This is a genomic window from Cellulomonas iranensis NBRC 101100 = JCM 18110 (assembly GCF_001552375.1).
Lineage (GTDB): Bacteria > Actinomycetota > Actinomycetes > Actinomycetales > Cellulomonadaceae > Cellulomonas > Cellulomonas iranensis.
Genome location: NZ_BCRB01000047.1, coordinates 16,691 through 29,700, shown reverse-complemented (window position 1 = coordinate 29,700; position 13,010 = coordinate 16,691). Strand labels below are relative to the sequence as shown.

The window sequence follows — 13,010 nt, the reverse complement described above, 5'->3', positions numbered from 1 at the left end:
GCCCGACGAGCCGTCGGCGAACGCCTCGTTGACGACGTCCCACGCGTAGATCTTGCCCTTGTAGTGCGTCGCGACCTGCGTGACGTGGTTGAGCATCGCGTTGCGCAGCGCCGTGCCGGACATGTTCTGCATCCAGCCGGGCTGCTGCGAGTGCCACGCGAGCGCGTGCCCGCGCACCTGCTTGCCGTTCTGCAGCGCCCAGTTGAGGATCCGGTCGCCGTTCGTGTAGTTGAACTGGTTCTGCGACGGCTCCGTCGCGTCCATCTTCATCTCGTTCTCGGCGGTGATCATGTTGAACTCGCGGTTCGCGATGGTCGAGTACGTCGAGTCGTTGAGGCGTTGCGCCGCGATCGCGGTGCCGAAGTAGCGCCCGCTCTCGGCGGCGGCCGCCTGGAGCGTCGAGCCCGCCGCCTGCGCGCTGCCGGCGGCGACGCCGGTCACCACGAGCGTCAGGACGGCGACGGCGGCGGCAGCACGTGCGCCGCGCCCGCTCCCACGTCGGAGCTTGGTCATCGTTCCTCCTTGGTCGGCCGGCCGCGGGATCAGCACTGAACCGGCCGGCAGGGGGACTCACTGTCCGACCCGGGAGGAAGGGCGTCAACGAACATAAACGCTACAGATCCGCAACTTTCGCCCGATCGTGCGAGGGGGAGGGGCGTCCACCGGGCGCCCGGACGGCGTGACGTGGCGCCCGCGCGCGGCGCGCAGCCGGTGGCGCACCGGTGACGCCGCCCCGGGAGCCGTCGATAGTTGTCGACGCGGGCCCGGTCCGGGACGCGTGCGGCGTCGCGGCCTCCTGACGGCCGCAACGCCGCACGCGACCGCCGGGCCGGTGCGCACGGCGCGGGCCGCACGGCCCCCGGTAGCGTGGCCCGGCGTGCGTGCCGCCCGCGCCGGCACCAGGCTCGGGACGCACGACCGCCCGACCCCGCACCCCGCCCGACCCACCCCAGGAGCACCGTGCTGCGAGCCGAGCAGGTCACCGACGCCGTCGCCTACCACGGCGAGGGCCCGTGCTGGTCGCCGACCTGGGGCGGCCTGCGGTTCGTCGACCTGCTCGCGGGCGACCTGCTGACGCTGCGCGACGACGGCACGGTGGACCGGCTGCACGTCGGCGAGATCGCCGCGTTCGTGCGGCCGCGCACGCGCGGCGGGTACGTCGTGGGGCTCGCGCGCGGGATCGGCCTGGCCGACGCCCCCGACGCGCTGCCGACGCCGCTGCCGGAGCTGTGGTCCGACCCGGGCGTGCGCATGAACGAGGGCGGCTGCGACGCCGCGGGTGTGCTGTACGCGGGCTCGATGCCCTACGACGCGGCCCCCGGCGGTGCGACCCTCTACCGGATCGCACCCGACGGCGACGTCGAGGTCGTGCTCGACGACGTGACGATCTCCAACGGCGTCGACGTCTCGCCCGACGGCACGCTCGCCTACTACGACGACACCCCCACGGGCCGCACCGACGTGTTCGACGTCGTCGACGGGCGCCTGACGCGCCGGCGCACGTTCGTCGACCACGGCGACGCGAGCCCCGACGGCCTCACGGTCGACGCCGCCGGCAACGTCTGGGTCGCGCTCAACGGCGACGGCCTGGTCCGGTGCTTCTCGCCGCGCGGCGACGTGCTCGCCGAGGTCGAGGTGCCCGTGCGCCTCACGACCGCGTGCACGCTCGGCGGCCCCGACCTGCGCGACCTCTACGTGACGACGTCGCGCGAGAACCTGGACGACCCCGAGCCCGCGGCTGGCGCGCTGTTCCGCGTGCGCGTCGACGTGCCGGGGCGTCCCGTGCTGCCGTACGCGGGCTGACCGTCTCACTGCCGCCGACCGGGACGACCCCAGACGGTCGACGGGGCCGGTCGGTCGACGGGCTCAGACGGTCGACCCGCCGCGTGACGACGGTCCGCGCAGCTTCCACCACCCGTACGCGACCGTGAGCGCGAGCAGCACGAGCCCGACGCCCGAGAGCCAGAGCAGGCCCTTGACGACGGCCCCGAGGACCGACAGCAGGAGCCAGACGAGGGCGAGCAGGACGACGACGGTGAGGATGCGCTTCACGCGCCCACGGTCGCACGGCTGCGGCGGTGCGGCACGTCGGGCGGCGGGTGCTCAGCGCCCGGCGGGCGACGGCTGCGCGGCGGGCTCCACCGGCCACGCGTCGACCCCGGGTGCGGCGGCGGTCGCCCACCGGCCCGACGCGCGCCCCGCCCGCACCAGCAGGCCGACGGCGGCACCGACGGCGACGCCCGTGAGGTTGTCGACCAGGTCGGCGGAGTCGCACACGCGGCCGAGCGCGGGGGCGGCGTACTGCACGGCCTCGATCAGCAGCGGCAGCGCCGCGGTCGTCAGGAGGGCCGCACGCGCGAGCCGGCGGTCCCGCACGAGGCCCGACAGCAGCGCGAGCGGCACGAGCAGGACCACGTTCGCGGCGCGCTGGTCAAACGCCAGCAGGTTCCCCAGGCCGAGCGGCGACCACGAGTCGAGCGCGCACACGGGTGCCGTGCCGGCCGTGGCCGGGCGCGGGCTGAGCGTGAGCGACAGCACGACGCCGAGCGCCGTGAGCCAGGCCGCCACGTCGAGCGGCGGCACGCGCAGCCGGCGCGCGAGGGGCAGGGTCGCCGCCGCGACGACCAGCACCGTGACGGCGAGGCCGGCGGGCGCGTTCGGCGTCTGCTGGAACAGCGTGTCGAACCACACGGCCGCGCCCACCCCCTCTCGTCGACGACGGCACCGCGCCGCCTCGTCGAGGCTAGGTGCGGCCGTGACGCCGCCGGATCCGCCCCTGGTCGGGACATGCACGCGCGGGGTACGTCGCAGGGATGAGACGCGTGCGTTCGAGTGAAGTCGCGGGTGGTTCCGTGCGACGACGGGTGACGGCGGCGCGCGGGGAGGTGACGCGCGTGTCAGCATGGCGGACGTGCAGGGAGCCCGTGCGTACGACGTCGTCGTGGGCGCGGACCGCGCCCACGCCCACCGCCCCGACGGGCCCGCGCCCGTGCCGGCCGGCTGGGCAGGGCCCGAGGGGCCCGCGCTCGACCCCGCCACGTGGCCCCGGTCGCCGCGCACCCGCCAGCCGATGATCCACTGCGCGACGCTCGAGCTGCCCCCCGAGTACCGCCGCCGCAGCCCCGACCTGGTGGCGGTCTCGGTGTTCGAGTGGGTCGACGAGACGGGGTTCCTCCCCGCGCCCGCGTTCGTCACGGAGGCGCTCGCGGACCCGGCGCCCACCGACCCGTTCTGGCAGGACGTCGCGGCGTCGCGGCCGCACGAGCACGCGCACGTGCTGTGCGACCAGGACACGGGCTGCTTCTACGCGGTCGTGCTGCTCACGCGCGACGAGCTCACGGGCCCGCGCACGGCGCGGCCGCGCCTCAACCCCGTGGTGGACGAGACCGAGCACGTCGACCCGCCCGCGCGCGAGCGGTTCGGGCTGTTCGGCGACCTGTACCTGGTGGAGCGCGACGACCCGAACGCGGGGCGCGTGCCCGTGGACTGGCCCGAGGACGGCGACGACGGGTACGTCAAGGTCGACGACTGCTACGAGCGGTTCGCGTCCACGCACCTGGGCGGCACGTTCATGGACCCGTTCGGCATGGGCAACCGCACCGCGTCGCCCTGGTACCTCGAGGTGCACCGCCTGGGCGGGCTGTGGGTCGGCGACGACGAGAACCTGCTGGTCGACCTCGCCGCGGACGAGCCGATCGTCCACCGCTGACGCGGGGCCGGGCCGCGCTCACCCGCTCGCGGGGCCGGTGGACCCGCGCTCGACGAGCGTCGTGACGAGCTGCACCTGACGTGACGCGGGCTGCGTGCCCGCGGCCAGCGCGAGCACGGTCTCGACGGCCATGCGGCCCATGCCCGTGAGCGGCTGGTGCACGGTCGTGAGCTGCGGGGTGGTCCACGTGGCCTGCGGGGTGTCGTCGAACCCGACGACGCTGAGCCGCGCGGGCACGGGCACGCCGCGCTCGCGGGCGGCGGCGAGCACGCCGACCGCGATCTCGTCGTCGCCGCACACGACCCCCGTCGGTGGCTGCGCGGCGGCGAGCAGCTCGAGCCCGCAGCGGTACCCGGCGTCGACCGTGAACGGGACCTCGTGCACGAGGCTGCGGTCCACCTCGACACCCGCCTGGTCGAGCGCCGCGGCGTAGCCGTGGAACCGCTCGCGCGACGCGGCCGACGCGGCGGGGCCGCCGACCCACGCGATGCGCCGGTGCCCGAGGCCCAGCAGGTGCGCGGTCGCGGTGCGGCCGCCCTCCCAGTTGGTGGCGCCGATGCTCACGACCGAGTCGTCGCGGACGCCGACGGGGTCGACCATGACGAACGGGAGATCGGCCTCGGCGGCGGCGGCCAGCAGCGCGTGCGCGCCGCCGAGCGTGAGGCCGACGACGCCGACGACGCCCGCGGCGACCTGGTCGCGCACCCAGGCCCGGGCGACGTCGGGGGTCTCGCGGGCTGGGCGCTCGGGCGCGACGCGCACGAGCAGGTCGGTGCCCGCGGCGTCGGCGGCGGCGAGCACGCCCTGCAGGACGTGCGAGATGTAGGGCGACTCGAGGTTGTCGAGCACGGCGGCGAGCGAGCCCGACCGGGTGGGGGCGGGCGGTTCGGTGCTGGGCCGGTAGCCGAGCGCGGCGACGGCCTCCTGGACGCGTCGCCGGGTGTCCTCGGCGACGTCGCTGCGGCCGTTGAGGGTCTTGGAGACCGTGCCCTTGGAGACGCCGGCGCGTGCCGCGACGTCGTCGAGGGTGATGCGTCCCCGGGGTGCTCTGCCCGCCATGCCTGCCTCCTGCGAAATTGTTTCGACCCTATCGGTCGTGGCCGCTGCGCCGCAATCTGGCCCATCACGCGGCGAGGGTTCCCCTTGACCCGCGTCGTGACGCCGCTGTACGGTCGCCGCGCACCAAAACGTTTGCGAAATTGTTTCGATCGAACGTCTCTCGACGACGAGAGTGGAGGAGGACCCCATGCGGCTCCGCACCAAGGCGAGGCTCGCGCCCGTCGCCCTCGTGGCCGCCGCGGCGCTCGCGGCCTGCTCGACCGGCGGCGGCACGCCCGACGACGCGGCCGACGGCGAGGTCGGCGGCAAGATCACCGTCTGGAGCTGGGACGGCACGATCGAGCGCGCGGTCGACGGCTTCGAGGACGCGCACCCCGGCGTCGAGGTCGACGTGGTCAACGCGGGCTCGTCGTTCGACCAGTACCAGGCCCTCGACAACGCGATCCAGGCGGGCTCCGGCGTGCCCGACCTCGTGATGATGGAGTACTTCGCGATCCCGTACTTCGCGATCCCCGGCAAGCTCGCCGACCTCACGCCGTTCGGCGCCGACGAGCTCGAGGACGACTTCGTCGCCTCCGCGTGGAACCACGTGAGCGTCGACGACGGCGTCTACGCGCTGCCGTCCGACTTCGGCCCCGCGGTGATGTTCTGGAACCAGGACGTCTTCGCGCAGGCCGGCATCACGCAGGCGCCCACCACGTGGGACGAGTACTACGAGGCCGCCAAGGCGATCCGCGGGCTCGGCCCCGACCACTACATCGCGCAGGACTCGAACGACCTGTTCTTCCTGCTGTCGCTCATCTGGCAGGCCGGCGGCCGGCCGTTCCAGGTCGACGGCACGACGGTCTCGATCGACTTCACCGACGCCGGCACCGCCAAGGCCGTCGCGTTCTGGCAGAAGATGATCGACGAGGACCTCGTCAACACCGAGATCGCCGCGTGGTCCGACGACTGGAACCGCGCGCTCAACGACGGCTCGCTCGCGTCGCAGAACATGGGCGGCTGGCTCACCTCCACGCTGCCCGAGCGGGCGCCCGACGCCGCCGGCGCCTACCGCGTCGCGCCCATGCCGCAGTGGGAGGCCGGCCAGCAGGTCGGCGCCGAGAACGGCGGGTCCGCGTTCGGCATCCCCGAGGCCGCCGGCAACAAGGCGACGGCCTACGCGTTCCTCGAGTACGTGACCCACGGCGACGGGCTCGACCCGCGCGTCGAGGCTGGTGCGTTCGTGCCCAGCACGCGCGTGCTGGAGAGCGACGAGTTCCGCGCGACCGAGAACCCCTACTTCGGCGGGCAGCGCACCGGCGAGGTGCTCGCCGACGTCGCCGCCACCACCGCGACCGGGTGGCAGTACCCGCCGTTCTTCGAGTGGGCCCGGTCGATCTACGAGGACATCGCCTCGCCGCTGTACAGCTCGGGCCAGGGCACGCTCGCCGACGTCCTCGAGACGTGGAAGACGCGGATGGTCGAGTACGGCAACGAGCAGGGCTTCGAGGTCGACTGAGCCGCCGTCGGGCGTCGCGAGGACCCGTCCCCGCGACGCCCGGCCCACCCGGGAGGAGCAGCACATGAGCGCCACCGTGCGCGCACCGCAGGTCCCGCCCGCCGCGGCGGAGGACCTGCCCGCCCCGCGACGCCGGCGCCGCCGCGGACGGCAGGTCGGCTGGGCGTTCGTCGCGCCGTTCGGCGCGCTGTTCGCGGTCGTCTTCCTCGTCCCCATCGGGTACGCCGCGTACCTGAGCCTGTTCCAGGACCGCCTGGTCGGCGGCCGCACGTTCGCCGGGCTCGGCAACTACGCCAAGCTCATGGGCGACGAGCTGTTCTGGGACGGCGCCGGGCGCGTCGTGCTGTTCACGGCCGTGCAGGTGCCGGTCATGCTCACGCTCGCGATGGCGCTCGCCCTCGCGCTGGACTCCCGGCGGCTGCGCGGCGAGCGCACGCTGCGCGTGTCGATCTTCCTGCCGTACGCGGTGCCGGCGATCGTCGCGACGCTCATGTGGGGCTTCATGCTCGGCATCCGCTACGGCCTCGTGCGGGACCTCAACGACTGGCTCGGCTGGTCGCTCAACCCGTTCCAGCCCGGCACGACGCTCATCTCGATCGGCGTCATGGTGACGTGGGCGTTCACGGGCTACAACATGCTGATCTTCTACAGCGTGCTGCGCGCCGTGCCGCACGAGCTGTACGAGGCCGCCGCGATCGACGGCGCCGGCCAGTGGCGCGTGATCCAGGCGATCAAGCTCCCCGCGATGCGCGGCGCCCTGGTCGTCACGGTGATCTTCTCGATCATCGGCACGTTCCAGATCTTCAACGAGCCGCAGATCCTGCCGTCGCTCGTCGCGAACAGCGGCATCACGACGCACTACACGCCGAACCTCTACGCGTACCACCTCGCGTTCACAGGCTCGCAGCAGGGCTACGCCGCGGCGCTCGCGCTCGTCATGGCGGCCTTCACGATCGCCATCGCGTACGCCGTCCAGATCCGGGGCATGAAGCGTGCCCTCGACCAGTGACCCGGGGATGACCATGACCACGACCGCACCGCCGCGGCCCCGCAACCGGCCGCTGCACACCATCGCGAACCCGCGCAAGAGCCTCACGCTCACGCTCGTCACCGCGCTGTTCGCGCTCTACTGCCTGCTCCCGCTCGTCTGGCTCGTCATCAACGCGACCAAGACCCAGCCGGACTTCGTCACGACCCCGGGCCTGGCGCCCGGCCACTCGTTCGCGCTGCTCGACAACATCGGGCAGGTGTTCACGTACAACGGCGGGATCTTCGTCCGCTGGCTGCTGAACACGCTGCTCTACGTGGTGGTCGGGGCGTCGGTGTCGACCGCGCTCGCCGCGCTCGGCGGGTACTCCCTGGCCAAGCTGCGGTTCACCGGCAAGCGCGCGTTCCTGTTCGTCGTGCTCGGGTCGATCTCGGTGCCGGGCATCGCGCTCGCGATCCCGCAGTTCCTGCTGTTCGCGCAGCTCGGGCTGACCAACACGCCGTGGGCCGTGCTGCTGCCGTCGTTCCTCAACCCGTTCGGGCTGTACCTCATGTGGGTGTTCGCGGCCGAGGCCGTGCCGGGCGGGCTGCTCGAGGCCGCCGAGATCGACGGCGCCGGGCCGTTCCGCACGTTCTGGCGGATCGGCGTGCCCCTGCTCGGGCCCGCGACCGTCACGGTGCTGCTGTTCTCGGTCGTGTCGATCTGGAACAACTACTTCCTGCCCTTGATCATGCTCAAGGACCCCGCGTGGTACCCGCTGACCATCGGCATCAACCAGTGGAACAAGCTCGCGTCGACCGCGGGCAACGGCGAGCTGCTGCAGAATCTCGTCATCACGTCGTCGCTGCTGACGATCGTGCCGCTCATCCTCGCCTTCGTGTCGCTGCAGCGGTACTGGCAGTCGGGCCTCGCGCTCGGCGCCGTCAAGGGATGACGGCCCGGCGCCGGGGCGCCGACGCGCCCGCGCCACCCGCACCGCCCGCCGGACCACCCGCCCGAGGAGAGATCCCCGCATGACCGACCTCACGCCGACCCCCGCCCGCCACCGCGTCGACGGCGCGACGCCGCAGGAGCGCCCGCTGCGCCACGTGTGGAACGCGTGCCTCGGCGCGGGCCGCGCCAACGAGGCGCTGCGCGCCGACTGGCAGGCGCACTTCCGCGAGGCCGTCGAGGTGCTCGGGGCCCGCACCGTGCGGTTCCACGGCATCTTCCACGACGACATGTTCGTGTACCGCGCGACGTACGGCGGCGGCTTCGGCCCCGACAACGTGCTGCCCGAGCCGGTGATCACGTTCAGCTACGTCGACAAGGTCGTCGACTTCATCCTCGACGTCGGCGCGCGGCCGTTCGTCGAGCTGGGGTTCATGCCGCGCGCGCTCGCGACGCAGACCGAGACGCTGTTCTGGTGGAAGGCGCACTGCAGCCCCCCCAACGACATGGGCGCGTGGGCCGAGCTCGTGCGCGCGACCGTGCAGCACTGGGTCGACCGCTACGGCGTCGACGAGGTGCGGCAGTGGCGCTTCGAGGTGTGGAACGAGCCGAACCTCGTGCCGCACTTCTGGACCGGCACGCGCACGCAGTACTTCGAGCTGTACGAGGCGACCGTGCGCGCGGTGCGCTCGGTCGACGACCGGCTGCTGGTCGGCGGGCCGTCGACCAGCGTGTTCGTCCCCGACGACCGCTACCGGGGCGAGGTCGAGGACCCGACGCGCACGCACGGCACCGCCGCGGCCGCCGACGTCGACGCGCTCGACTGGCAGCCCGTGTGGATCGAGGAGTTCATCGCGTGGTGCGCCGAGCGCGACCTGCCGGTCGACTTCCTCACGACGCACCTGTACCCGACGGACTTCGCGTTCGGGGCCAACGGCGAGGTGCGGCACATCCGCCGCCACGTCGACGCGACGCCCGACGACCTCACGACGATGCAGAAGATCATCGCCGCGAGCCCGTACCCGGACGCCGAGCTGCACATCACCGAGTGGTCGACGTCGCCGTCGAGCCGGGACCGCATGCACGACACGCTGTTCGCGGCGACGTACGTGACGCGCGCGTTCCTGCGCAGCGCGGACCTCACGGACTCGCTCGCGTACTGGACGTTCACGGACGTCTTCGAGGAGGGCGGGGCCGGCCTGGGCCCGTTCCACGGCGGCTTCGGCCTGGTCAACGAGCAGGGTCTGCACAAGCCGACGTTCCACGCGTTCGCGATGCTCGCGCGCCTGGGCGACACGCTGCTGCTCGACACCGACCACGGCGTGGTCACGCGGGACTCGGCGACCGGTGACGTCGCGGCCGTGCTGTTCAACTACCCGGCCGACATGGGCCGCCGTCCCGTCGGCTCGGCCGACTCGTACGCCGAGACGCGTGCGCTCGCCGAGGCCGGCCCCGCGCGGCGCGTGCGGCACACGGTCGACGGCCTGGTGCCCGGCGCGCGGTACGCGGTCGAGCGCGTCGACTGGGAGCACGGCAACGTCGCCGAGGCGTGGCACGCGATGGGCGAGCCGCTCAACCTGACGCGCGAGCAGACGGCGCGGCTGCGCGCGGTGGCCGACGACCTGTGGCGCACCGAGCTGGTCGTCGACGCCGACGGCGTGCTCGACATCGACCTCGAGCTGCCCGCGTGGGCGGTCGCGTCGGTGACGCCGGCCTGACGGCGGGCGTCCGGAGGGGCGCGACGGACGACGGCGGGCGACCTGGGGAGGGCGCCCGCCGTCGTCGTGCGTCGTGCACCGGGTTCAGCCCCGCGCGTCCGGCGCCGGCTCTCGCCGCGATCGTCCGGCGGTCAGCCGGTCGACCCAGTCGCCGACCGGTCCGATCCGCGCGGTGTCGCGCCACGTGAGCCACGCAGCGGCGGCACCGAGCGCGACGCCCGCGGCCGCGTACGCCGCCAGGTCCACGGGCCGCGGGTCGGACAGGGCGAGGGAGCCCACCACGACGACCGTGACGCAGACGACCCCCGAGGTGACGGCGCTCGCGCGCCTGCCGCCGCGGGAGACGCGGAGCGCGAGGCAGACCGCCGCCGCCCAGGCGAGTCCGATCACGACGAACGCGGGGACCATGAAGACCAGCCAGGCGGCCAGCGTCATGAGGAGGTACCCCTGGTCGGCAACGCCCGGGCTGGACGGCGTCGACTGCCACGGGGTCAGCGCGGGGACGATCGTGAGGGCGACGTACGTCAGCCACGTGCGCAGCGACCACCGCCACGAGAGAGACAGGAACGCGCGCAGCGCGTCGGGCATCCCGGAGCTCACAGGGGGACCCTCCCACAGGTCCGTCCGTGGGGTCGGGGCGTGCGCGCGTGACGTGAGCGCCGGGTGCGCCCGCGACCCGACCTGCCGGCTCCTAGGCGCCCGCGTCCGCGAGCGTGTCGACCGAGGAGGCGGGGGACGCGTCGTCGCCGCCGGGCGTCGGCAGCCCGGAGGGCGGGAGCACGTCGGTCGTCGTCGGCACGGGGCGGTCGTCGGGGACGGGCACGCCCCACACGGGGGTGCCGTCGGCGTCGAACGGCAGGACCTGGGCGCGCGCGTGGCGGTTGGGGTCCCACAGCGGGTCGCCGTCGATCTGCGTGTACGTGCGGGCGTGGTAGACGAGCACGACGTCGCCGTCGGGGGTCGTCGTGAACGAGTTGTGGCCCGGGCCGTACTGGTGGTGGTCGGGGTGGCTGACGAACACGGGGTCGGCGCTCTTGGTCCACGACGCGGGGTCGAGCAGGTCGGCGTCCGTCGAGGCGGTGAGCAGGCCCATCGCGTACTCGGGTCCCGTCGCGGCGCCCGAGTAGGTGAGCAGCACGCGGCCCTCGCGGACCAGGACCGACGGGCCCTCGTTGACCCAGAACCCGGCGGTCTCCCAGTCGTGCTCGGGGCGCGTGAGCAGCACGGCCGGGCCGGCGAGCGTCCAGGGGTTCGCCATGGGGGCGATGTAGAGGTTGGAGTTGCCGCGGATCGTGACGTCCTGCTGCGCCCAGACCAGGTACTGCGTGCCGTCGAGCACGAACGACGTCGCGTCGAGCGCGAACGACTCCCAGCCGGTGTCGACCTGCCCGCGCTCGACCCACGTGGGCGCGAACGGGTCGGCGCTGCGGTTCTCGAGCACGTAGACGCGGTGGTTGAACGTCTCGGCGGCGCCGGGGGCGTCGGCGCGGACGCCCGCGTCGGACGCGGCGGCGTAGTAGACGTACCAGGCGTCGCCGACGCGGTGGAGCTCGGGCGCCCAGATCAGGTGCGACTGCGGCCCGTCGGCGTGACGCTCCCAGATCGTCACCTCGTCGGCGTCCTGCAGGTCCGCCAGCCGCTCGGCGCGGCGCAGCACGACGCGGTCGTAGGCGGGGTGGGAGCCGGTGAAGTAGTACTGCCCGTCGTGGCGCAGGACGCACGGGTCGGCGCGCTGCAGGACGATCGGGTTCGGGATGTGCGTCACGGCTTCTCCAACGTTGTAGGTCTGCAGCGACCGTAGCCGTCGCCAGGCGTCTTCTGCAACGTTGTAGATCCAGTCGGGGGAACACGTCCGCCGCCCGGTCGGTTGTGGCGTCAATGACCACCTACGGAATCATCGGGGCCGGACACATCGGCAGCCAGGTCGCCCGCGCCGTCATCGGCCAGGGTCACGACGTCGTCATCGCGAACTCCCGAGGGCCGCAGACCCTCACGGAGCTCGTCGCCGAGCTCGGGCCGCGCGCCCGCGCCGGCACCGCGCAGGAGGCCGCCGAGGCCGCCGAGGTCGCGGTCGTCACCGTGCCGCTGCAGGCGATCCCGACGATCCCCGTCGAGTCGCTCGCCGGCAAGATCGTGCTCGACACCAACAACTACTACTGGGAGCGCGACGGCCGCGTCGAGGCCCTCGACCGCGGCGAGACCACGGTGTCCGGCATGCTCCAGGAGCACCTGCCGACGTCGAAGGTCGTCAAGGCGTTCAACCACATCATGGCCGCCGACATCACGACCGACGGCTTCCCCGCCGGCTCGCCGCAGCGGCGCGCGCTCGCGACGTCGAGCGACTTCCCCGAGGCCGTCGAGCACGTCGTCGCGCTGTACGACGCGCTCGGCTTCGACGCGGTCGACGTCTCGCCCCTGAGCGAGTCGTGGCGCGTCGAGCGCGACCGGCCCGCGTACGTCGTGCGGCAGGACCGCGACGAGCTCGTCGCCAACCTCGCCCGGGCACCCCGGACCATCTGACGTCCCCGCGCCCGCGGACGGTGGTAGCCCCGCCGCCCGCGGGCGCGACGGTCGTCACACCGGCCCTCGCGGCGGGGGTCCGGCGCGGCGCCCGACGTACCCTTGGACCTCGTGGCGACCCTCTCCTCCCTGTCCCGTCAGCACGTCCTCCAGGCGATCGAGGAGTACGACCAGCGCGGTGAGGACGCCTTCCTCGCCGTCTACGGCTTCGCCCCGCAGGGTGCGTGGAGCATCCAGCACGAGGGTCGCTCGTACGACCTGCCCGCCGTCGTCGGCGTCGCGCACCGGTTCGCGACCGGGCGCATCGCGACGGCCGACGACATCGCCGGCGCGCTCGCGATCGCCGCGGGGATCCTGCGCAAGCGCGGCTTCGACGTGACCCAGCCGGGCGGCGCGCCCGCGGCGCGCACCTCGACCCGGACCGCGGCACCCAAGGCCCCGCGGGCGCCCCGCGCGCCGCGCGCCGCCGCCGCACCGACCACCCGCCGTGCCGCCGCACCGGAGGAGACGCCCGCCCCCGTGTGCCCCACGTGCTTCATGACCCTGCCCGCCACGGGCGTCTGCGACACCTGCGGCTGAGCGCAC

14 protein-coding genes are annotated in these 13,010 nt (G+C 73.7%); 8 read left to right on the top strand and 6 right to left on the bottom strand.

Annotation, left to right across the window (positions count from 1 at the left end; translation table 11 throughout):
* Positions 1 to 513: endo-1,4-beta-xylanase (locus CS2_RS11140; protein WP_174524303.1), on the bottom strand; the 513-nt coding region annotated here is incomplete at its 3' end.
* Between the two features lie 447 nt (positions 514 to 960).
* On the opposite strand from CS2_RS11140, the gene CS2_RS11135 reads away from it, so the two are divergent.
* A complete protein-coding gene (locus CS2_RS11135) occupies positions 961 to 1,803 on the top strand; it encodes an SMP-30/gluconolactonase/LRE family protein (protein ID WP_174524302.1) in 843 nt (280 codons plus the stop codon).
* Between the two features lie 63 nt (positions 1,804 to 1,866).
* On the opposite strand, the gene CS2_RS11130 is transcribed toward CS2_RS11135, so the two are convergent.
* Entirely contained in the window at positions 1,867 to 2,052 is a 186-nt protein-coding gene (locus tag CS2_RS11130) for a hypothetical protein (RefSeq protein WP_046529629.1), read from the bottom strand.
* Between the two features lie 51 nt (positions 2,053 to 2,103).
* Positions 2,104 to 2,703: a VanZ family protein gene (locus tag CS2_RS11125; RefSeq protein ID WP_070320050.1), complete on the bottom strand. Its 600-nt coding sequence runs from the start codon at positions 2,701 to 2,703 to the stop codon at positions 2,104 to 2,106.
* A 208-nt stretch (positions 2,704 to 2,911) separates the two neighbouring features.
* On the opposite strand from CS2_RS11125, the gene CS2_RS11120 reads away from it, so the two are divergent.
* Positions 2,912 to 3,709: a hypothetical protein gene (locus CS2_RS11120; protein ID WP_156442108.1), complete on the top strand. Its 798-nt coding sequence runs from the start codon at positions 2,912 to 2,914 to the stop codon at positions 3,707 to 3,709.
* 18 nt (positions 3,710 to 3,727) lie between these two features.
* Here the strand turns inward: CS2_RS11120 and CS2_RS11115 are convergent, their stop codons facing one another.
* Positions 3,728 to 4,768, bottom strand: coding sequence for a LacI family DNA-binding transcriptional regulator (locus CS2_RS11115; protein ID WP_070320048.1), 1,041 nt, complete (start codon positions 4,766 to 4,768; stop codon positions 3,728 to 3,730).
* Between the two features lie 187 nt (positions 4,769 to 4,955).
* Between CS2_RS11115 and CS2_RS11110 the strand changes: the two genes are divergently transcribed.
* From CS2_RS11110 to CS2_RS11095, 4 genes are all read left to right on the top strand, one after another.
* Positions 4,956 to 6,269 (top strand): ABC transporter substrate-binding protein, encoded by a 1,314-nt coding sequence (locus CS2_RS11110; RefSeq protein WP_070320053.1) that lies wholly within the window; start codon positions 4,956 to 4,958, stop codon positions 6,267 to 6,269.
* A 64-nt stretch (positions 6,270 to 6,333) separates the two neighbouring features.
* The gene (locus CS2_RS11105) at positions 6,334 to 7,278 is read left to right on the top strand and encodes a carbohydrate ABC transporter permease (protein ID WP_046529625.1); all 945 of its coding nucleotides are present in this window, start codon (positions 6,334 to 6,336) and stop codon (positions 7,276 to 7,278) included.
* A 13-nt stretch (positions 7,279 to 7,291) separates the two neighbouring features.
* Entirely contained in the window at positions 7,292 to 8,191 is a 900-nt protein-coding gene (locus tag CS2_RS11100; protein WP_070320052.1) for a carbohydrate ABC transporter permease, read from the top strand.
* A gap of 79 nt (positions 8,192 to 8,270) precedes the next feature.
* On the top strand, positions 8,271 to 9,905 hold the full coding sequence (locus CS2_RS11095; protein WP_070320047.1) for a GH39 family glycosyl hydrolase: 1,635 nt from the start codon (positions 8,271 to 8,273) through the stop codon (positions 9,903 to 9,905).
* A gap of 84 nt (positions 9,906 to 9,989) precedes the next feature.
* On the opposite strand, the gene CS2_RS11090 is transcribed toward CS2_RS11095, so the two are convergent.
* On the bottom strand, positions 9,990 to 10,505 hold the full coding sequence (locus CS2_RS11090; protein WP_156442106.1) for a hypothetical protein: 516 nt from the start codon (positions 10,503 to 10,505) through the stop codon (positions 9,990 to 9,992).
* A gap of 91 nt (positions 10,506 to 10,596) precedes the next feature.
* The gene (locus tag CS2_RS11085; RefSeq protein ID WP_070320045.1) at positions 10,597 to 11,670 is read right to left on the bottom strand and encodes a glycoside hydrolase family 43 protein; all 1,074 of its coding nucleotides are present in this window, start codon (positions 11,668 to 11,670) and stop codon (positions 10,597 to 10,599) included.
* A gap of 53 nt (positions 11,671 to 11,723) precedes the next feature.
* Here CS2_RS11085 and CS2_RS11080 point away from each other — a divergent pair, with 53 nt between their 5' ends.
* A complete protein-coding gene (locus CS2_RS11080) occupies positions 11,724 to 12,425 on the top strand; it encodes an NADPH-dependent F420 reductase (RefSeq protein ID WP_156442104.1) in 702 nt (233 codons plus the stop codon).
* A gap of 111 nt (positions 12,426 to 12,536) precedes the next feature.
* Positions 12,537 to 13,004: a ScoMcrA-related endonuclease gene (locus CS2_RS11075; RefSeq protein ID WP_070320043.1), complete on the top strand. Its 468-nt coding sequence runs from the start codon at positions 12,537 to 12,539 to the stop codon at positions 13,002 to 13,004.
* Positions 13,005 to 13,010 lie beyond the last annotated feature (6 nt).

What these genes read in the sequence shown, in the direction of transcription:
- CS2_RS11100 (WP_070320052.1), top strand. Translation starts at nt 7,292, where the DNA reads ATGACCACGACCGCACCGCCGCGGCCCCGCAACCGGCCGCTGCACACC.
- CS2_RS11115 (WP_070320048.1), bottom strand. Translation starts at nt 4,768, where the DNA reads ATGGCGGGCAGAGCACCCCGGGGACGCATCACCCTCGACGACGTCGCG.
- CS2_RS11095 (WP_070320047.1), top strand. Translation starts at nt 8,271, where the DNA reads ATGACCGACCTCACGCCGACCCCCGCCCGCCACCGCGTCGACGGCGCG.
- CS2_RS11105 (WP_046529625.1), top strand. Translation starts at nt 6,334, where the DNA reads ATGAGCGCCACCGTGCGCGCACCGCAGGTCCCGCCCGCCGCGGCGGAG.
- CS2_RS11110 (WP_070320053.1), top strand. Translation starts at nt 4,956, where the DNA reads ATGCGGCTCCGCACCAAGGCGAGGCTCGCGCCCGTCGCCCTCGTGGCC.